Raw genomic sequence first — 19,543 nt, 5'->3', positions numbered from 1 at the left:
GGTTTCGCACAGGGAATCGCCGAGTCTGACCCCCGATCGCCCGATGCGCATAGGGTCGGGGAATGACGGCCGAGCTGACCCTGGGCGCCGAAGAAGAGCTGCACCTGATCGACCTCGAGACCAAGCGTCTCTCGGCGAAGGCCCCGCAGCTGCTCTCCCGCCTGCCCCGCGACCGCTACGGCGCCGAGCTCCAGCGCACGACCATCGAGACGAACCTCCCGGTCGTGTCGACTCTCACCGACCTCCGCCGCGAGATCCTGAGCCTGCGCAGCGACCTGGTCGAGGTCACCGGTGCCGAGCGGCTCGCGATCGCCGCGGCGGGCACCGCCCCCCGGAGCGAGTTCGCCGACTTCGAGCTCACGACGACGGGGCGCTACGGCCGCATGCAGGAGCAGTACCGCATGCTCGTCGACGAGCAGCTCATCTGCGGGCTGCAGGTGCACGTCGGGGTGAGCGACCGCGACCTCGCCGTGAGGATCGCGGGGCGGGTGGCGCCCGTCCTGCCGGTTCTCCTGGCCCTCAGCGCGTCGAGCCCGTACTGGAACGGGCAGGACACCGGCTATGCGAGCATCCGCTCGATCATCTGGCAGCGCTGGCCGAGCGCGGGCGCGACCGGGCCCCTGCAGAACGCGGCCGAGTACGACCGCATGCTCCAGGACATGATCGCGACGGGCGTCATCGCCGACGCGAAGATGGCCTACTTCGACGTCCGGCCGTCCTCCCACGCGCCCACGCTCGAGCTGCGCACCTGCGACGCCTGCCCTCTGGTCGACGACGCCGTGCTCATCGCCGGCCTGTTCCGGGCCGCGGTGCGCGCGGCCGAGCAGGAGATCGAGTCCGAGCGCATCGTCGAGACCCGCGCCGCTCCGCTGCATCGCGCCGCGATGTGGCAGGCGGCCCGCGCCGGCCTCTCCGGCGAGCTCCTCGACCTCGAGGCGCACCCCACCCGGCTGCCCGCACCGCAGGCCGTCCGCCAGCTCGTCTCGCGGCTGCGGCCGCAGCTCGAAGAGCTGGGCGACTGGCAGGACGTCTCGTTCCTCGTCGAGCAGACCCTCGCCCGCGGCAACTCCGCCGATCGGCAGCGCGCCGCCTACGCCGAGCGCGGCGAGCTCGACGACGTCGTCGACCTGGTCGTCCGCGAGACCCGGGGCCCGTCGGGCGGCGACTCGACGAGCCTCCCCACCCTCACCGGATACCGCTTCCGTGCCGGCGACGAGGCGATCGGGCCTGGCCTGCACCCGCGGCCGAGCTACGTCGACATCGCGCCGTTCTTCCACGCGCTGAGCCCCACCGAGTCGATGAGCCGGGGGCACCGGCGCGACACGTGGTCGCGGGAGACCGGCCTCAGCTTCGTCGTCGGCGACGAGATCCGCGGCTTCGACGTCGACCTCGTGCCCCGCATCGTCACGCGCCACGAGTGGAAGCAGCTCGAGAAGGGGCTGACGCAGCGGGCCCGGGCGATCGAGCTCTTCCTGCAGGACGCCTACGGCGAGCGCAGGATCGTGACGGACGGCATCCTGCGCGAAGACGACGTCGTCGACGCCATGGGCTGGCGGGCCGAGGCCGCTCTGCTGCCACCGGGCACGGTGCGGGCTCCGATCCAGGGCTTCGACCTCATCCGCAACGAGTTCGGGGGCTGGCGCGTGCTGGAGGACAACGTGCGGTCGCCCAGCGGAGCGGCGTTCGCCGTGGCGGTGCGGAGGCTGATGGACGAGGTGGTGCCGGACGTACCCCGGCCCGAGGGGCTTCTGGATCCTGCGACCGTGCTGGCCCTGCTACGTGACACCCTGCTGGCGCGCGCGGGCGGGGAGGGGACCGCGGCGCTGCTGTCGTCGGGCCCCGAGAGCTCGGCGTGGTTCGAGCACCGCTCGCTCGCCGAGGGAGCCGGCCTCGTGCTCGTGACGGCGGACGACCTCGACGTGCAGGAGCACCGCGTCGTCGAGCGCTCGACGGGGCGTGTGATCGACGCGCTCTACCTGCGGCTGGACGGCGAGCTGCTCGACCTCGCGAGGGCGGACGACGGCGACCTGGGCGCCCGGATCATGGACGTCGCAGCGACCGGCGACGTGTTCCTCGCTAATGCTCCCGGCAACGGGCTCGCCGACGACAAGGCGATGTACGTGGCGGTGCCCGAGATGATCGAGTACTACCTCGGCGAGAAGCCGCTGCTCGAGTCGGTCCCGACGTATCGGCTGCGCGACGAGGCCGAGCGGCTGAGCGTGCTCGACCGCGTCGGCGAGCTCGTCACGAAGCCGGTCGACGGGCAGGGCGGCCACGGCGTGCTCATCGGCCCGAGCGCGAACGCCGCGACGGTGGCCGAGCGTCGCGCCGCGATCGCCGACGAGCCCGACCGCTGGGTGGCGCAGGAGGTCGTGACGCTCTCGCTGCACCCGACCCTCACCGAGCACGGCCTCGAGCCGCGCCACGTCGACCTCCGGGCGTTCGTCTACCTGACCGGCGCGGCTCCGGGCGAGAGCCGGCTGGCCGACTTCGCCCTCACGCGCGTGGCGCCCGAGGCCAGCATGGTGGTGAACTCGTCGCAGGGCGGCGGCGCGAAGGACACCTGGATCATCGGGGCGGGGGAGTAGCCGGTGTGCGGGCTCGCGGGTGAGCTGCGTTTCGACGGGCGGCTACCCGATCCTGCGGCCACCGCTCGGATGTCGGCGTGCCAGGCTCATCGCGGCCCTGACGGCGACGGGCTCTGGGCTCGGGGGCCGGTCTCGCTGGCCCATCGCAGGCTCGCGATCATCGATCTGTCGACGTCGGGCTCGCAGCCGATGGTCGACGCCGAGCTGGGGCTCTCGATCGCCTACAACGGCATGGTCTACAACTACGAGGCGCTTCGCGACGAGCTGCGGGCCAAGGGGTACCGGTTCTTCTCGACCTCCGACACCGAGGTCGTGCTCAAGGCCTACGCCGAGTGGGGCACGGCCTTCGTCGAGCGGCTGCTCGGCATGTTCGCCATCGCGATCTGGGAGCACAGGAGCGGCCGACTCGTCCTCGCCCGAGACCGCCTGGGCATCAAGCCGCTCTACGTCGACCACACGCGCGACCGGGTGCGTTTCGCGTCGACCCTGCCGGCTCTCGTCGCGGCGGGCGGCGTGGACACCTCGATCGATGTCGAGGCGCTCGCGAGCTACATGACGTTCCACTCGGTGGTGCCGGCGCCGCGCACGATCCTCACCGGGGTGCAGAAGCTGCCGCCCGCCACGGTTCGAGTGATCGAGCCGGACGGCGAGTCGCGCGACCACGTCTATTGGGAGCCGTCGTTCACCCGCGATCCCGACCGCGCCGACTGGTCGTCGCGCGACTGGGAGGAGGCGCTGATCGCTCAGCTCCGCACCGCGGTCGAGCGCCGCATGGTCTCTGACGTGCCGGTCGGCGTGCTGCTCTCGGGCGGCATCGACTCGAGCCTCGTGGTGGCGCTCCTCGCCGAGGCCGGGCAGAGGGATCTGGCGACCTACAGCATCGGCTTCGACTCGGCCGGCGGCGAGTCGGGCGACGAGTTCGAGTACTCGTCGATCGTCGCGCGCGAGTTCGGCACCGACCACCACCGGATCCCGATCCCGCAGGATCGCCTGCTGCCCGGGATCGACGGAGCGATCCGGGCCATGAGCGAGCCGATGGTGAGCCACGACTGCGTCGCCTTCTACCTCCTCAGCGAAGAGGTCTCGAAGACCATCAGCGTCGTCCAGTCGGGCCAGGGCGCCGACGAGGTGCTCGGCGGCTACGACTGGTACCCGCCGCTCGCCGGCATCCCCCGGGCGCGCGCGGGCGAGGCGTACGCGTCGGTGTTCTTCGACCGCCGCTGGCGCGAGCTGGCGAGACTGCTGCGCCCCGAGTGGATGCCCGACGTCGACACGCCGTCGCTCCTCGTCGACGAGCAGTTCGCCCGGCCGGGGGCGGAGACCAGCGTCGACGCGGCCCTGCGCATGGACACCACCGTGATGCTCGTCGACGACCCGGTCAAGCGCGTCGACAACATGACCATGGCCTGGGGCCTCGAGGCCCGCGTGCCCTTCCTCGACCACGAGTTCGTCGAGCTCGCCGGCCGGATCCCGCCCGAGCTCAAGCTGCAGGACGGCGGCAAGGGCGTCCTCAAGCGCGCCGCCCGCGGCATCGTGCCCGACGCCGTCATCGACCGCACGAAGGGCTACTTCCCCGTCCCGGCGATCCGGCAGCTCGAGGGGCCATTCCTCGCCCGGGTGAAGGCCGCGCTCCTCGACCCGGTCGCGATCGACCGCGGCCTGTTCCACCCGGCCGCCGTCGAGTCGCTCCTCGCCGACCCGAACACGAACCGCACCACGCTCGGCTCGAACGTCCTCTGGCAGCTCGGCCTGATCGAGATGTGGCTGCAGGAGCAGGGGATCGCATGACGACCGCAGCCGACACCCCGATCACTGACTCCCCGACCACAGCGCTGGCCGATCGCCTGGTCGAGGCGTGGGGATCCTGGGGCCCCACCATGACCCGCAACGCGCGGCGCGTCGCGTTCATCAGCGACCGCTTCGGCACTCCGCAGGTCTTCGTGCAGGAGGTCGTGACCGGCGACGGCCCGCTGCCCGACCCGACCCCGATCGACGTCGGCGACGACCCGGCCGTCGCCGTCTCGTGGTCGGCCGACAGCGCCTGGCTCGCCGTCTCGCTCGCGACCGACGGGGGAGTCCGGCAGCAGGTCTGGGTCGTGCGCCCCGACGGATCCGACGCCCAGCGGATCGCGGGCTCCCGCGACCAGCACGCCGAGCTCGGCCCGTGGTCGCGCTCCGGCCACCGCGTCGTCGTGACGCTGCCGTCCGTCGAGCCCGAGCAGCCGGCCCGGGCGTACCTCGTCGACCCCGAGACGGGTGCGCGCGACGACCTCGCGGTCGGCGAGCTGATCCACATCCTCGACCTCTCGGTCGAGGAGCGCCTGGTCGTGCTGCGCGACGGCCAGCGCGGCCGCGAGTTCGTCGTGGTCGTCGACCGCCTCACCGACGACGACCACCCGCTCCTCACCGACCCGTGGGCAGGATCGGCCGACACCGCGTTCATCCGGCCCGCACCCGAGAGCGAGTCGAGCCCGCTCATCGCCTACCTCTCGACCGAGGCCGGCCTGCCCAGGCGACAGCTGGTCGCCATGCCGATCGGGCCGCACCGGTGGCGCGGCACCTCGACCGTGCTCGCCTCGCACCCGTCGGGCGAGCTGGAGTTCCTCGACGCCGACGACGCCGGCCGCGTGCTGCTGCTCGTCTGGAACGTCGCCGGGCGCAGCGCCCTCGAACTGCTCGACACGGCCTCCGGCACCCGGACGCCGGTCGAGGGGCTTCCGGGCGCCGTGGTCACCGATCCTGTGCTCTCCCGCGACGGCCGCAGCGTGATCCTCGCCGTCGAAGGGCCGACCGCGCCCCGCACACTCTGGCGTCTCGACACCGTGACGCACGCCTGGTCGAGGGTGACCGCCGGCCCCGAGCTGCCCGAGGGGCTCGTCGAGCCGACCCTCGAGCGCTTCGTCGCGGCCGACGGCCTCGAGATCACGGGGTGGCTGTACCGGGGCGCAGGATCGGCAGCTGCGACCAACCGACCCGGCCCCGCCCTGATCCACCTCCACGGCGGCCCCGAGTCGCAGGAGCGCCCCGCCTTCTCGCCCCAGCACCAGTCCCTCGCGGCCGCCGGCATCACCGTCTTCGCGCCGAACATCCGCGGCTCGTCCGGGTTCGGCGGCGCGTTCGTGCACGCCGACGATCGCGAGAAGAGGTGGGAGGCGCTCGGCGACGTGGTGAGCGCGGCGGAGTATCTGGCGGGCGAGGGGCTCGCGGATCCTGCGCGCATCGGGGTCGAGGGGAGGTCGTACGGCGGGTACGCCACGCTGGCGTCTCTCGCGTTCGCGCCCTCGGTCTTCGCCTGCGGCGTCGACGTCTGCGGCATGAGCGACTTCGCCACGTTCTACCGCGACACCGAGCCGTGGATCGCGGCCGCCGCGGTGACGAAGTACGGCGATCCGGACGACGACGCCGAGCTGCTCGCCGACCTGTCGCCGATGCGCGCGGTCGACGACATCACAGCGCCGCTGCTCGTCGTGCACGGCGAGCTCGACACGAACGTGCCGATCGGCGAGGCGCACCAGGTCGTGGCCGCACTGCGGGCCCGCGGCGCCGACGTCGACTACCTCGAGCTCGCGGGCGAGGGCCACGAGTACCGCCGGCTCGACTCGCGGCGCGCGCTCGTGCACGCGATGGTCGCGTTCGTGACGCGGGCGCTCGCCGTCTGACGCTGCCGCCGCTCGCTACGTGCGGACGAGGTCGATCGGGCCGGTCACGACCGGCTCGGCCGTCGGCGCCGAGCGCCCGGGGCGCTCGCTCCGCACGAACGCGATGCCGGCGAGGATCAGCACTCCGCCGGCCAGTTTCACCCAGGTGAGGTCCTGGCCGAGCAGGATCCAGGCGTAGAGAGTCGCCGCGACCACCTCGAGCAGTCCGGCGAATGAGGCGAGACGGCTCCCGAGCAGCTCGCTCGCCGTGATGTTCGCCGTGTAGGCGATCGCGGTCGACACGACGCCGACAAGCAGCACCGGCAGCCACCACGGGCGCTCGCCCCCGAACATCGCCACGTCGTGCACAGACATCGCGAACGGCAGGATCCGGGCGACACCGGCGATCCCGAGCACGACGCCCCCGATCACCAGCCCCGCGGCGGCCAGGGCCACCGGCGGCAGGTCGCCCGATGGCGCCGCCGCGACCACGTAGTAGATCGCGCAGCCGATCATCGCCAGCACGCCGAAGACGAGCCCCAGGCCGTCGAGCCCGGCCGAGCCGGCGCTCGGTGCCACGACCAGCACGAGGCCGACCAGGGCCACGCCGCTGCCGACGAGCACCACGGTCTGCGGCACGCGGCGGCTCCGCGCCCAGGCGACGCCGACGAGCAGCAGCGGCGCCATGTACTCCAGCAGGATCGCCGTGCCGACGGGCAGGCGCTCGATGGCCGCGAAGTAGGCGAGCTGGCAGCCGGCCACACCGATCAGGGCCATGACCAGGATTCTGCGCCAGTTCGCCAGCAGGACGCCGTAGCGCCCGCGCAGCTGCACCAGCGCCACCGGCAGCAGGAGCACGCCGCCCACGAGCGCCCGGGCGGTCACCGCGGCCGCAGGAGTCCAGCCGGCGTCGAGCATCGGCTTCACGAGGGACCCGGACGAGCCGAACGTCGCGGCGGCGACCACCGCGATGACGAGGCCGGTGCCGGTGCCGGAACGCTTCATGACGACTCCTGGAGAACGCTTGAACTGAGCTTTTCTCTGACGATAGAGTCGCGGAAAGTAAGGAGTCAAATTGCATTTTGCCCCTGACACGATCGACGCGTTGACCTTCGCCGTCGACCTCGGCAACACGGCCGGGAGTGCCAGCCGATCGGGCCTCGACGAGATCGAGACCGTCGAGCAGCTGGCGCCCCTCCTCCTCGTCTACAGCGGCCGGATCGACGGCGACGAGGCCGAGCTGCGGGCCGTCCGCGAGACCCGCGACCTCCTGCGCGAGGTGTGGTCGATGTCGCGCGACCGGGCCGTCACCGCGGTGAACGCGATGCTCCGCGACGCGCAGGCGCTGCCGCAGCTCGTCCGCCACGACATGCTCGACTGGCACCTCCACGCGACGAGCCAGGACGCCCCGCTCGACGAGCGCATCCGGGTCGAGGTGGCGCTCGGGATGGTCGACGTGATCCGGGCGGACGAGTGGTGGCGCCTGCGCGTGTGCGCGGCCGACGACTGCGCCGGGCTCCTGTGCGACCTGTCTCGCAACGGGTCGAAGAGGTTCTGCAGCGTGCGGTGCGGCAACCGGATGAACATGGTCGCGTTCCGGTCGCGTGCCGCAGCCGCCGAAGACGAGAGTGACGTCGACTAGCCCTTCTTGATCGCGGCCTCGAGCGAGGTCTGCAGCGTCTCGAGGATCTGCTTCGACGACTGCTGGCCCTGGATGATCTGCTGCACGAACGTCGCGCTCGCCGACCCGCCGTCGACGGTGTTGAGCGAGGCGAACGCCGCTGGCGCCTTGGCGCCGATCGTCTTGCCGAGCGGCTGCCACTCGTTGACGCTCTTGACCAGGTTCGGGTCGCCCTTGATCACGGCCAGGTCGGTGATGCTCTTCTTCACCGGCAGGTCGGTCTCGACGCCGGCCTGCCAGAACTCGTGGATGTGGTCGAGGTACCACTCGACGAACGCCTCCGACGACGACTGCGACGGGGTCGTGGTGAACATCATGAGCGGGTTGATGTAGTAGACCGTGCCCTTGTCGCCGTGCGGCCCGGTGAGGGGCGAGGCGACCTTGACGTCGGTCTGCTGCGCCTTCGGGAACGTCTTGTCGAGTCCGGTCTGGTTGAACCCCATGCCCACGGAGCCGTTGGTCCAGCTGGTCGCGAGGTTGGTCGACGTGTAGGCGGCCGCCCCGGCGTAGATGATGCCCTTCTTGACGCACTCGTTCAGGAAGTCGAGCGTCTCGATGTTGCGCTCGGTCACGCAGTCGACCGACTCGTCCTCGGCGAACAGGCCTCCGCCGTTGTTGATGAGCAGCGCGGCAACGGTGTGCTGCGCGTCGGTCGTGGTCGACGATCCGGCCATGCCGAGGCCCGTCACGCCGATCTTCTTGAGCTTCGTACCGGCCGCGATGAAGGAGTCCCAGTCGGTGGGCACGTCGGCGCCCGCCTTCTCGAGGATCGACTCGCGGTACCAGAGCACGCGGAGGTCGAGCGACCACGGCACCGCGGCGTAGCCCTTCGACGTCTTCATCGCGTCGAGCAGGCCCGGCAGGAAGTCGTTCTTCCCGGCTTTGTCGAGCTTCGAGACCAGGTCGTCGGCAGGAGCCACGGCGCCGCTCTCGAGGAACGCGAACGGCAGGAAGGCGGCCCCGGTCGAGACCGCGGGAGTCGTCTTCGAGGCTGCCGCCGACGTAAAGGTCTGGTACCAGTTGGCCCACGGCACCGACTGGTACGTGATGCCCCGGTTCTTGCCGGTCGGTGTGTACGACCCCGCGATGGACTTGGCCTTCGCTGTGTAGGTGTTACCGGTGCCCCAGACCATGTCCCAGAACTTGATGTTCGACCCTGCGGACGACGATCCGCCGGCCGACGAGCACGCCGCGAGGCCGGCGGCGGCCGCGGCTCCGAGGCTGCCGGCGAGAAGAGTCCGCCGCGAGACCGGCTGCTCGGAGATGCGGCGGAAGAACGATGACTCACCCATGTGTCGACACTCCCTCGTGTGAACGGTGTGAACTGAACCGGTTTAGTTGATTCGCGGCCACGGTAACACCGGTGACGCTCGGGGGTCAACGAGGGGTTGCATGGGCCACTCACAGGCGCGGGTCTGCCGCTGGGCGCGCAGACGCGCGACAATGGAGTGCGCCGTGCGAACGCGGCGGCGGTTTCGAGGAGAGATGGACGCCCTCAGCTACGTGGTCTCGATGTGCCTGTTCGGCTTGATCCTGGCCGAGACGGTGATCAGCGTGCGGGCGCGGCAGGCCGTGAAGGGGTCCCGGCAGAGGTACGTCCTGCTGACGCAGCGCCGGATCCTGAGCTGGACCGTCAACATCGGCTTCGCCGTCCAGGGCGTGATCGGCCTCGTCATCGGCCAGCCGTTCTCCGTCATCAGCCTGCTGTTCGCGGTCTACCTCAGCTGGACCGAGATCAAGAACCACAAGGACGACGATGACTGGTTCAACGGCCGCATGAAGAAGATCTGGAAGGGCGTCAAGAAGGCCTTCGCGCCGCCCATCAAGATTCCGGCGCCCGCGCCGAGCCCGTCTCCCGTCTTCGGCTGACCCGAGCCGGACGGTCTCGTCGAGCGCCTCGTCGCGCGCGTGCTCGCGCCCCCGGAGCGCGCCCGTGTGCGCGTGCCGTCCGTAGACGGATCGTCCCAGTCGCGGACCGCGCCCGTCACTGCCAGAATGCCCGACGATGACCGACACCGACGAACGGATCACTCTCGTGGGGGGACGACGGGATACCGAACCTCTTCCAGAGCGCCCGTGGCAACGCCGGGGCGGTGGCCGGATGGCGATCGGCGGGCTCCTGCTCGCCCTGGCCACCGCCGCCGAGTACTTCGTGCTCGGGCCCGGCACGTCGCCCGTCCTGTTCGCCGGCTTCATGACGCTCTTCGTGGCCGCCGCCGTCGTGCTGGCCTCCGCCGGGCCCCTGCTGGCCTCGGGCGGCTGGCGCTGGGCGCCCCACGGGCTCGTCGGTGACTCGCCGCTCGGGCATCTCGCGGTGTACGCGTTCTCGGGGTGCTGGTTCCTGTCGCTGGTCGCGTACATCGGCTACACCTACGTCTTCCGCACCTCCGCGATCAACTACGACCTCGTGGCCGTCTCGACCGCCCTGATCGTCATCAGCGTCCTGGCGGGCCTCGTGGCGGGCGTCACGGTGGTGCGCGCCGGCGTCGCCCACGGGTTCAGCCGCTGGAGCCTGTTCGGCGCCCTGGCGTGCGCGATCGCCTCCGCCGTCGTGATCGGCAGCACCGACTCGCTCGTCGTGATCACGGTCGTGAAGATCGTCACGGCCCTCGCCCTCGGTGTCGTCGGCTTCGGCTACTATCGCGCCCAGGAGCGCTGACCGCAGCGCCGGACGGAGACCATCATGAGCACCGTGCTCGCGCCCTACATCAACTTCCGTGGGCAGGCCCGCGACGCGATGACCTTCTACCAGTCGGTGCTCGGCGGCGAGCTCGACATCACCACGTTCGGGTCTTTCGGCATCACCCAGTGGCCCGACCAGGTCGACAACATCATGCACTCGCGCCTCATCAGCGACGCGGGCTTCGTCCTCATGGGCTCCGACGTCCCCGAGACGATGGAGGTCACCTTCGGCGACAACGTCTCGGTCATGCTCGGCGGCGACGACGAGGCTGCGCTCACGGGGTACTGGCAGGCCCTGAGCGACGGCGCGACGATCCTGACGCCGCTCGAGAAGGCGCCCTGGGGCGACTCGTTCGGGCAGCTCGTCGACCGGTTCGGCGTCAAGTGGCTCGTGAACATCGCGGGGTCGCCCGAGTCGCAGGTCTAGCCGGCGCGAGACGGTCGGCGCGAGACGACCGCCGCGTGCGTCAGCTCGCCACTGACTGCCCGGTGAGCGCCTGGACGACGGCGACGGCCGCGGGCCAGTACGACGCGTAGTGGTTCGGGTCGGAGTTCACCTGCACGGTGTGCGCCAGGAGCGACGGCTGCATGGTCTGCCAGCCCGGCACCCGGATCAGCTTGTCGAAGAAGTGGGTGGCGGCGATGTACGGGGTCATCCGGTCGGAGTAGCTGCCCCAGGCGCCGTTGTCGCGCTGCTGGAACAGCCCTCGGCTGTCAGGCCCTGCGACGTCGCCGTGGTCGATGTTGACCAGGCTCGACTCGCCCATGGCGGTCATCACGCCGACCTCCTGGGTGCGTGTGCCGATGCCCTGCGCGCGGGCGGCGTTGATGATGTGCGCGGCGTTGATGAGGCGGTCCTGGCAGTAGCCGTCCACCGGGCCCGCAGGCACCAGCACGGTGCCGATCTGCACGGGTTTCGCGGCGGGGCAGGAGACGGCGATCGACGTCTCGGAGGACGACGAGGTGCCGGATCCTGCGGCCAGAGCCCCCAGGCCGTGGCCGATGCCGGAGCCCGCGACAGCGACCACGAGCGCGACGAGCAGCGTCACGACCGCGCCGGCGCCGATCGCGATGCCGAAGCCGGTCAGGCGGGAGGCGACGCCGGGAGCAGCACGACGCGACCGCCGACGGGCCGCGGAGGGGCGGCGTCGGCGCGCGGGGGAGCGTCGCTTTCCTGAGGGCACCCGTCGAGCCTAGGCGAGGCCGCCGACAGGCTCTCGTGCCTCAGGACGAGATCGGTCGTCCGCGAGGACGAGTTCAGGCCGACTCGAGTGGTGCGCTCCGTCGGCCGTACTCGATGACTGCGGCCGAGGAGGCGAAGCCGACGCCGAGGGCGAAGAGCGTGCCGCCCACACCCCACTTCTTGTGGCCCGTGATGGCGTCGAACGACGCCTTGCCGGGGCCGGCGGCGAGAGCCGCGAGGGCCGCGATGAGCACGGCGTTGTACTCGTAGCCGCCGCCCGAGTTCCAGACGCCCTTGGGGCCGTGGACCTTGCGGATGGCCGTCGACATCGAGCCGATCAGGCCGGCGGCCGCCAGCGGCGTGCCGGCGCCGAGCACCAGGGCGGCACCGCCGAAGGTCTCGGTGGCGCTGGCCAACAGCGCGTTGCGCCGGGCCGGGTGCATGTCGAGCGATTTCATCATGCCCTCGACGCCCGCGAGACCCGGCCCGTCGAAGGCCCCGGTGAGCTTCTGCAGGCCGTGGCCCACGAAGAGACCGCCGACGGTGATGCGAAGAAGTGTCGTCCCCAAACCCATGAGACCTGTCTACGCCGCCGTGGGCCGCGCCGCCCGGGGACGAATGGCCGGACGGTCGGCGTCAGGCCTCGACGACGCCCTTGAGCTTCGCGAGGCCCTTCTCGAAGTCGCCCCCGACGAGCTTGTCCATGTTCATGAAGATGCCCATGACGCGCGACTGGAAGTTCTTCGGCGACCGCATGGTCCAGGTGACGGTCGTGGCGCCGCCCTGCTCGTCGAGGCGGAAGAGCGCGGTGCTCTGCGACTTCCAGGGCCGTGTGAACGCGAGCGCGATGTCGACGCCCGTCGACGACCTTGCCGTCACCTCCATGGTGCCGGCGCCGGCCTTGCGATTGCCGTCCCAGGCGTAGGTCGCCCCGACCGAACCCTGCGTGCCGCCGTAGGTGCGCTTCAGGTCGTCGTCCGACCCCTCCCACGGCGACCAGGCCACCCACTTCGTGAAGTCGTCGATATGGGGCAGGATCGCGGACGCCGGGGCGTCGATCACGGTGCGGCGTTCGATGGTCGAGAACTCGGTCATGCTCGTAATATATCGGTGCATCCGCTCCGGCGGAAGAGCAGGATGGGCGCCATGTCCGACCCAGAAGACCTCACCGCCCGCGCCACCGTCGTCGTCGACGCCGACCCCGACCAGTGCTGGCGCGCTCTCACCGACCCGGACCTCGTGGCCGAGTACTTCTTCGGCACGAAGGTGACCACCGACTGGGAGGTCGGAAGCGACATCACCTACTCCGGCGAGTGGGAGGGCAAGCCCTACGAAGACCGCGGCAAGGTGCTCGACAAGACCGAGCCGCTCCTGCTGGTCACGAGCTTCTTCAGCCCGATGAGCGGCAAGGAAAACGTCCCCGAGAACTGGCAGCGCGTGACCTACCGGGTGCAGCCGATCGACGGCGGCTGCCGCGTCTCGGTCGAGCAGACCGGCAACGACTCCGTGGAGGCCACGGAGCACTCGTCGTCGAACTGGCAGCAGGTACTCGACGGCCTGCGGAAGGTCGCGCCGAAGGCCTGACACCTGCCGCGCGGGGCTACTGCAGCACCCGGTCGAGGTCGTAGGCGGCCGGGATCTCCAGCTGCTCGTAGGTGCACGACGCCGCCTCGCAGTCGGGCCGCCAGCGCTCGAACTGGACGGTGTGCCGGAACCGGTCGCCCTCCATCTGGTCGTAGCGCACCTCGAGCACCCGCTCGGGCCGCAGCCGCACGAACGAGACGTCTCTGCCCGACGAGAACCGGCTCCGCTCGGTCTCGCCCGTCTCGGCCTCGCCCGCCTCGTCGCGGGTGACGAGCGGCTCCAGTTCGTCGACGAGCTGCTGGCGCATCGCCGTCGAGAAGGCGCTCACGCCGCCGACGTTCCGCAGCTCGCCGGCGTCGTCGTAGAGCCCGACGAGCAGCGAGCCGACGCCCGAGCCCGACGTGTGAACGCGGTAGCCGAGGGCCACGACGTCGGCGGTGCGGTGGTGCTTGATCTTCAGGAGGCGGCGCTTGCCCGGTTCGTACGGTGCCGCCAGAGGTTTCGCCACGACGCCGTCGAGCCCGGCGCCCTCGAACTCGACGAGCCAGCGCCTCGCCTCGTCGGCGTCGCGGGTCACCCGGCCGAGGTGGACGGGCGCGGAGAAGCCGGCGGCGAGCTCCTCGAGGGCGGCGCGGCGCTCCGAGAAGGGCGCGCCGGTGAGGTCGATGTCGCCGCAGGCCAGGAGGTCGAACGCGACGAACGACACGGGCGTCTCGACGCTGAGCTTCTCGATGCGGGAGGCCGCCGGGTGGATGCGGGCCGAGAGGGCCTCCCAGTCGAGTCTCTCGGATCCTGCGGCCCCGCGACGCAGCACGATCTCGCCGTCGAGGGCGCAGGATCCACTCGTCGATCGCACGATGGCCTCCACGAGCTCGGGGAAGTAGCGCGTTAGCATCTTCGAGGTGCGGCTGCCGATCTCGACGCGGCCGTCGTCGACGTAGATCAGGCCGCGGAAGCCGTCCCACTTCGGCTCGTAGAGGAGGCCGCCGTCGACGCTGTCCTGGTCGGGGACGCGGTCGACGGCCTTCGCCAGCATCGGCGAGACGGGGTGCTCGGCGCTCGGGATCGGGCTCATGCGCCGAGTCTGCTCTTCGCGCGGGGTGAGCGGCCGCGCGCGCGGCCGTGCGCGCGGGGATAGCCTCGGCCGTATGGCGAGCGACGCGGTGGTGCTGACTGTCTCCGGGCCCTCGGGCGACCGGGAGGTGCGCATCTCGTCGCCTTCGCGCGTGCTGTGGCCCGACCTCGGGCTCACGAAGCTCGACCTGGCGAACTACCTCGTGACGGTCGGCGAGGCGTTCGTCCGCGCGAACGGCGACCGGCCGGTGTCGCTGCAGCGGTTCCCGGAGGGCGTCGACGGCGAGCAGTTCTTCTCGAAGAACCCGCCGCGGGGCGCGCCGGAGTACGTGCGCGCGGTCGACGTCACGTATCCGAGCGGCCGAGTGCACCCGCAGCTCGTCCTCGACGAGCCCGCGGGCGTCGTCTGGGGTGTGCAGATGAACACCGTCGTGTTCCACCCGTGGGCCTCGCGGGCGGAGGAACCGGACCTGCCCGACGAGCTGCGCATCGACCTCGACCCGCAGCCGGGCACGACCTTCGCCGACGCGGTGTCCGCCGCGCTCGCCCTCCGCGACGTGCTCGCCGACTTCGGGCTGACGTCGTTCGTGAAGACCTCCGGCAACCGGGGGCTGCACGTCTTCGCGCCCATCGAGCCGTCGCACGAGTTCCTCGACGTGCGACATGCCGTGATCGCCGCGGCCCGCGAGCTCGAGCGGCGCATGCCCGACGAGGTCACCACGAACTGGTGGAAGGAGGAGCGGGGGAAGCGCATCTTCGTCGACTACAACCAGGCCAACCGGGATCGCACGATGGCCGGGGCGTACTCGCCGCGGGCGCTCGCCGGGGCGACGGTGTCGACGCCTATGACCTGGGACGAGCTGCCGTCGGCGGATCCTGCGGCCTGGACCCTGCTCACTGTGCCGTCACGCTTGTCCTCGACGGGCGACCCCTGGGACACCCTCCACGCTGACGCCTCAGCGGCCGCGCCGATCGAGCCGCTGCTGGCGCGCTGGCGGCAGGATCTCGAGGCAGGCCTCGGCGAGCTGCCCTTCCCGCCCGACTTCCCGAAGATGCCGGGGGAGCCGCCGCGCGTGCAGCCGTCGCGTGCCCGCAAGCCGTCCTGACCAGCCTGTCGCTGTCGCTGTCGCTGTCGCTGTCGCGCACTGCGTCGCGAGGAGGGGATGTTCGCCAACATCAGTTACAGGTTCGCCTGAATTCAGGAATTCCTGAAGCTGGCCTCACCGTCAACCTGAGCCCCAATTTCAGGTTCGCCTGAATTCAGGCGAACCTGTACAACGCCGGGAGAACACCTTCCGGTGCGGCGCTTAGGGGGCGGCCGCATCCCCGGCCCGGCCGAGCCGGGCTTCGCGGTGGAAGGGTCGTTCGAGGGCGGGGCGGTCGGGCCCGGCGCGGCGGGGCGGTGCGATCGGGTGGGGCGTTCGTGGCGGCCGGGCGGAGGCGGCCGGTAGGGAGTGGGGCTAGGGGGTCTCGAGGAGGAGGGCGGCACGGTCGCGGAGGTAGTCGGCCAGGGGGCGACGCTCGGCGTCGGTCGTGCCCCAGCGCACCAGCAGCGTGCCGTCGGCAGCGACCGACACGACGCCCGCGCCCGCCTCGAGCGACGCCGCGTCGACCGCGACGGCCGAGTAGCCGAAGTTCACGACCTCGCCCTCCTCGAACGAGCCGCGGCTCGCCGCGAGCCGGTCGGCCCGGCGACGCTCGACCTGGCCCGAGAGGTTTTGCGCGCGGGTGGGCGTCACGGCGCGCGTGATCGACCCGGTCGCGGCGAGCGAGCCGTCCCGACCGAGGAGCAGCACTCCGAGACGCCACGCGCGGCCGACCGGGACCATCGACTCCGCCGACCGGAACGGCCCGACACCCCGACCGGCACGCCGCACCCCGAGGGCCTCATCGGGTGCTCCCGACGCCTCGAGCGACGCGGCCGTGGCGAGCAGGAGCTCGCGCAACCGCCCCTCGGCCGAGGCCGCATCGCTGGCACCGCTGGCACCGCTGGCACCGCTGGCACCGCCAGTGCGGCCATCGCCCCCGACGCTAAGATCGCCGCCCCCGCCGCCCACGTCGCTCAGCCCCAGAACTCCCGCACGGCCGCCGCGACCGCGCCGCCCTGGCGGCGGCCGGCGAGTGCCGACGGCACGCGCGACTCGTCGGAGAGCGAGTTCGCACCGAACGCCGCGATGCTCTCGTCGTCAGCCACGATGACATGGACCTCGGAGCCCTCGCCGCGAAGGGTCGCGACGGCGGCGTCGAGCTGCGGGCCGAGCGGGTTCGCCGGGTCTTCCGGGCCGCAGGCGAGCACGAGCACCGAGTCGTAGCCGGAGGCCACGTCGGCGTTGGTGGCGGAGCGGACACCGCCGTCGACGTAGGGCACCCCGTCGATCTCGACCGGCGGGAACACCAGGGGCACCGAGCAGCTGGCCGCGACCGCGCGCGGCAGCTCGACGCCCGACGAGGCGTCGAGCACGCGGAACTCGCCCGTGGTGGCGTCGACGACGGTGACGCCGAGAGGCGCCGCGGGCCAGCCGAACGCGGCCGGGAACTGGGCGGCGAGCTGCCCCAGGAGCGGCGACTCGGCACCCTGCGAGTAGTCGATCGCCGCGCGGCCGAGGCGAGCCCGTGCATCCTGCGCGTCGGTGAACCCGGCCACAGCCTGCTGCACCCGCTCGCTGAACGTCGCCATATCGGGGCCGCCCGGGGCGGCGTCCTCGGCCGGGACAGAGCCGGGTGCCGCCGCCTGCATCGCGTAGACGAGCGGCACCTGGCCGAAGCGCAGGATGCTGCCGGCGACGCTGCCCGCGCTGGTCCCGACGACGAGGTCGGCGGCGCCGAGGTCGATGCCTTGGTCGAGGAGCTCGGAGAGCACTCCGAGGTGCCAGGCGATGCCGGCGATGCCACCTCCTCCGAGAACGACTGCGCGACGGGGAGACGGGGTGGGGGCGTCGGTCATGCTCCGAGCCTATTCCGCGTTCTCGCGGGTGCTGCCCAGGTGACGCAGGGCCTGTCGCCTACAGTGTCTGCCATGCGCCTCGCGAGACCGACCCGACTCCTTCCCGCCGCGATCCTCGCCGCCTCGCTGATCGCCGTCGCCGCCGGCTGCACGGCCATCGGCCCCGACGCGGCGTCCACGTCGACCGCTCAGGCGACCCAGGGCGCAGGATCCCCGACGGCCTCCTCGGGCCAGACGAAGGCCGCGGCGTGCCAGATCCTCGGCTCCTCGCTGCAGAGCCTGTCGACCAACCTGCAGTCGGCCTACGACAAGTACTCCAGCGACCCGCAGGCCGCGGTCACCGCCCTGCAGAGCGTGTCCGCCTCGTTCCAGGCGTCGGTCGCCAAGGTCTCCGAGCCGGGCGCGCAGGCGCTGGCGGCGAAGGCCGAGGCCGACCTGCAGACCCTGATCGCCGACACGAAGGACGCCGTGCAGCACCCGATCACCGGGGCCGCGAAGGTGGCCAAGCTCGTGCCGACGATCAAGGCCGACATCACGAAGATCGGGTCGTACTGCGGCTGACGGCCCGTGGCTGACGTTCGGCGCTGACGTTGGGCCCTGTCGTGGGGCGCTGACTTGCGGCGCTGACGCCTAGCGCGCCAGCGCCTCCCGCAGCGCGGCCTGGGCTCCGTCGCCGTGCAGGGTGGCTAGCGTCTCGAGGTACGGCCTCAAGAAGCCGTCGTGCTGAGCGAGGTCGCCGAAGACCTGCTCGTTCCGCACGAAGCCCGCATGGTCTTCCTCGTAGGTCCGCGCGATCGGCACGAGCGTCGAGGCGAGGTTGTCCGACACCTCGATCGGCGCGCCGTCCTCGTCGACCCCCTCGGCGTAGCGGGCCCACGACGCCACCACGGCGGCACTGAGGCCCACTCGCCCGTCGTGCGCGAGGTTCCAGCGGATCACGGGCACGAGCCACTTCGGGATCCTGTCGCTGGCGTCCTGGGCGAGCCGGGCGAGGGTGTCGCGGATCGCCGGGTTCGCGAAGCGCACGAGCAGTTCGGCCTTGTACGCGTCGAGGTCGATGCCGGGCACCGGGGCGAGCGTGGGCGTCGCCTCCTCGTCCATGTACCGCTTCACGATCTCGACCATGAGCGGATCGGTCGCGGCCTCGTGTGCGTAGCGGTGGCCCGACAGGTAGCCGAAGTACGCGAGGGTCTGGTGGCTGGCGTTGAGCAGGCGCAGCTTCATGAGCTCGTACGGCTCGACGTCGTCGACGACCTGCACGCCGACCTTCTCGTACGGAGGCCGACCGAGGGTGAAGTCGTCTTCGAGCACCCACTGCACGAAGGGCTCCGCCATGACCGGCCAGGCGTCGTCGATGCCGTACTGCTCGGCGACGAGGGCACGGTCGGCGTCGGTGGTGACCGGCGTGATGCGGTCGACCATCGAGTTCGGGAAGCTGACCTGCGACTCGATCCAGTCGGCGAGCTCGCCGTGCTTCGCCCGTGCGTAGGCGGTGAAGGTGGCGCGAGCGGTGTCGCCGTTGCCCTGGATGTTGTCGCACGACATGACGGTGAACGGTGGGATCCCGGCGACGCGACGACGACGGAGGCCCTCGACGACGAGCCCGAACACGGTCGCCGGCACCGCGTCCGTCGCGAGGTCGGCCACGATCGCCGGCGACGACAGGTCGAACTCGCCCGTCGCCCGGTCGATGTTGTAGCCGCCCTCGGTGACGGTCAGCTCGACGATCTTCGTGGCCGGGTCGGCGAGCTTCTGAAGCACCTTCTCGGGGTCGTCGGGCGCGTAGAGGTACTCGTGGATCGACCCGATCACCCGCGGCTCGAGCGAGCCGTCGGGGTGCTTCAGTACGAGCGTGTACAGGAAGTTCTGCGAGGTGAGCGCATCGCGCATCCGCTCGTCGACGGGCATGACGCCGACGCCGCAGATCGCCCATTCGTGCGCCTCGCCCTCGCTCATCAGCCGGTCGAGGAACATCGCCTGGTGCGCCCGGTGGAAGTTCCCGAGCCCGAAGTGCACGATGCCCGTGGTGAGGGTCGAGCGGTCGTACGAGGGGCCGGGAACGGTGGTCTGCTCTGCCGGGGATGCCATGGCTGCCTTTCGGTCGACGTCGGTGTCGCTACCAGCGTGTCAGCGTCACCGAGCCGGGCCAAGACCGATCGGCCGCGGACC

19 protein-coding genes are annotated in these 19,543 nt (G+C 71.4%); 10 read left to right on the top strand and 9 right to left on the bottom strand.

The genetic code is table 11. The annotated features are described in order from the left end of the window. Nucleotides 1-62 precede the first annotated feature (62 nt). Genes C8E83_RS07530 through C8E83_RS07520 form a run of 3 tightly spaced genes read left to right on the top strand, consistent with a single transcriptional unit; the run spans nt 63 to nt 6,247 of the window. Complete coding sequence (locus C8E83_RS07530) at nt 63-2,588, top strand: carboxylate--amine ligase/circularly permuted type 2 ATP-grasp protein (protein WP_121369155.1); 2,526 nt, start codon at nt 63-65, stop codon at nt 2,586-2,588. Nucleotides 2,589-2,591: 3 nt separating this feature from the next. After that, a complete protein-coding gene (locus C8E83_RS07525) occupies nt 2,592-4,376 on the top strand; it encodes an N-acetylglutaminylglutamine amidotransferase (RefSeq protein ID WP_121369154.1) in 1,785 nt (594 codons plus the stop codon). Beyond that, nucleotides 4,373-6,247 carry a S9 family peptidase gene (locus C8E83_RS07520; protein WP_121369153.1) on the top strand — a complete coding sequence of 625 codons (1,875 nt, stop codon included), beginning with the start codon at nt 4,373-4,375 and terminating at the stop codon, nt 6,245-6,247. Before C8E83_RS07525 ends, C8E83_RS07520 begins: the two co-directional genes overlap by 4 nt. Nucleotides 6,248-6,262: 15 nt before the next feature. Here the strand turns inward: C8E83_RS07520 and C8E83_RS07515 are convergent, their stop codons facing one another. Next, a complete protein-coding gene (locus tag C8E83_RS07515; protein ID WP_121369152.1) occupies nt 6,263-7,231 on the bottom strand; it encodes an EamA family transporter in 969 nt (322 codons plus the stop codon). Between the two features lie 100 nt (nt 7,232-7,331). On the opposite strand from C8E83_RS07515, the gene C8E83_RS07510 reads away from it, so the two are divergent. Beyond that, nucleotides 7,332-7,868, top strand: a complete 537-nt coding sequence (locus C8E83_RS07510) for a CGNR zinc finger domain-containing protein (protein ID WP_245981479.1) — start codon at nt 7,332-7,334, stop codon at nt 7,866-7,868. On the opposite strand, the gene C8E83_RS07505 is transcribed toward C8E83_RS07510, so the two are convergent. Next, complete coding sequence (locus tag C8E83_RS07505; RefSeq protein WP_121369150.1) at nt 7,865-9,199, bottom strand: ABC transporter substrate-binding protein; 1,335 nt, start codon at nt 9,197-9,199, stop codon at nt 7,865-7,867. The two genes, C8E83_RS07510 and C8E83_RS07505, sit on opposite strands and share 4 nt — an antisense overlap. Before the next feature lie 193 nt (nt 9,200-9,392). Here C8E83_RS07505 and C8E83_RS07500 point away from each other — a divergent pair, with 193 nt between their 5' ends. The 3 genes from C8E83_RS07500 to C8E83_RS07490 all read left to right on the top strand — a co-directional run bounded on the left by C8E83_RS07500 (nt 9,393) and on the right by C8E83_RS07490 (nt 11,016). Further along, the gene (locus C8E83_RS07500; RefSeq protein WP_121369149.1) at nt 9,393-9,776 is read left to right on the top strand and encodes a hypothetical protein; all 384 of its coding nucleotides are present in this window, start codon (nt 9,393-9,395) and stop codon (nt 9,774-9,776) included. A gap of 136 nt (nt 9,777-9,912) precedes the next feature. Next, the gene (locus tag C8E83_RS07495; protein WP_147430109.1) at nt 9,913-10,566 is read left to right on the top strand and encodes a hypothetical protein; all 654 of its coding nucleotides are present in this window, start codon (nt 9,913-9,915) and stop codon (nt 10,564-10,566) included. A gap of 24 nt (nt 10,567-10,590) precedes the next feature. Next, nucleotides 10,591-11,016, top strand: coding sequence for a VOC family protein (locus C8E83_RS07490; RefSeq protein WP_121369147.1), 426 nt, complete (start codon nt 10,591-10,593; stop codon nt 11,014-11,016). A 40-nt stretch (nt 11,017-11,056) separates the two neighbouring features. Here C8E83_RS07490 and C8E83_RS07485 read toward each other — a convergent pair whose 3' ends face one another. From C8E83_RS07485 to C8E83_RS07475, 3 genes are all read right to left on the bottom strand, one after another. Beyond that, nucleotides 11,057-11,773, bottom strand: coding sequence for a hypothetical protein (locus tag C8E83_RS07485; RefSeq protein ID WP_121369146.1), 717 nt, complete (start codon nt 11,771-11,773; stop codon nt 11,057-11,059). 73 nt (nt 11,774-11,846) lie between these two features. Beyond that, the gene (locus tag C8E83_RS07480) at nt 11,847-12,347 is read right to left on the bottom strand and encodes a DoxX family protein (protein ID WP_121369145.1); all 501 of its coding nucleotides are present in this window, start codon (nt 12,345-12,347) and stop codon (nt 11,847-11,849) included. 61 nt (nt 12,348-12,408) lie between these two features. Beyond that, entirely contained in the window at nt 12,409-12,867 is a 459-nt protein-coding gene (locus tag C8E83_RS07475; RefSeq protein ID WP_121369144.1) for an SRPBCC family protein, read from the bottom strand. Between the two features lie 51 nt (nt 12,868-12,918). Between C8E83_RS07475 and C8E83_RS07470 the strand changes: the two genes are divergently transcribed. Continuing rightward, nucleotides 12,919-13,356, top strand: coding sequence for an SRPBCC family protein (locus tag C8E83_RS07470; protein ID WP_121371794.1), 438 nt, complete (start codon nt 12,919-12,921; stop codon nt 13,354-13,356). A gap of 16 nt (nt 13,357-13,372) precedes the next feature. On the opposite strand, the gene C8E83_RS07465 is transcribed toward C8E83_RS07470, so the two are convergent. Then, nucleotides 13,373-14,431 carry an ATP-dependent DNA ligase gene (locus tag C8E83_RS07465; protein ID WP_121369143.1) on the bottom strand — a complete coding sequence of 353 codons (1,059 nt, stop codon included), beginning with the start codon at nt 14,429-14,431 and terminating at the stop codon, nt 13,373-13,375. Nucleotides 14,432-14,504: 73 nt separating this feature from the next. Between C8E83_RS07465 and ligD the strand changes: the two genes are divergently transcribed. Further along, a complete protein-coding gene (gene ligD, locus C8E83_RS07460) occupies nt 14,505-15,536 on the top strand; it encodes a non-homologous end-joining DNA ligase (RefSeq protein WP_121369142.1) in 1,032 nt (343 codons plus the stop codon). 354 nt (nt 15,537-15,890) lie between these two features. Here ligD and C8E83_RS07455 read toward each other — a convergent pair whose 3' ends face one another. After that, nucleotides 15,891-16,487: a hypothetical protein gene (locus tag C8E83_RS07455; RefSeq protein WP_245981478.1), complete on the bottom strand. Its 597-nt coding sequence runs from the start codon at nt 16,485-16,487 to the stop codon at nt 15,891-15,893. 5 nt (nt 16,488-16,492) lie between these two features. Continuing rightward, complete coding sequence (locus tag C8E83_RS07450) at nt 16,493-17,374, bottom strand: patatin-like phospholipase family protein (protein WP_121369140.1); 882 nt, start codon at nt 17,372-17,374, stop codon at nt 16,493-16,495. A gap of 72 nt (nt 17,375-17,446) precedes the next feature. On the opposite strand from C8E83_RS07450, the gene C8E83_RS19420 reads away from it, so the two are divergent. Further along, the gene (locus C8E83_RS19420; protein ID WP_170159868.1) at nt 17,447-17,935 is read left to right on the top strand and encodes a hypothetical protein; all 489 of its coding nucleotides are present in this window, start codon (nt 17,447-17,449) and stop codon (nt 17,933-17,935) included. 69 nt (nt 17,936-18,004) lie between these two features. Here C8E83_RS19420 and C8E83_RS07440 read toward each other — a convergent pair whose 3' ends face one another. Continuing rightward, nucleotides 18,005-19,462 carry a mannitol dehydrogenase family protein gene (locus C8E83_RS07440; RefSeq protein ID WP_121369139.1) on the bottom strand — a complete coding sequence of 486 codons (1,458 nt, stop codon included), beginning with the start codon at nt 19,460-19,462 and terminating at the stop codon, nt 18,005-18,007. Between the last annotated feature and the right edge of the window lie 81 nt (nt 19,463-19,543).

This window comes from Frondihabitans australicus (genome assembly GCF_003634555.1).
Classification (GTDB): Bacteria; Actinomycetota; Actinomycetes; order Actinomycetales; family Microbacteriaceae; genus Frondihabitans; species Frondihabitans australicus.
Note: the sequence above shows the minus strand (reverse complement) of the source record. Positions and strands in the feature narration are given on the sequence as shown.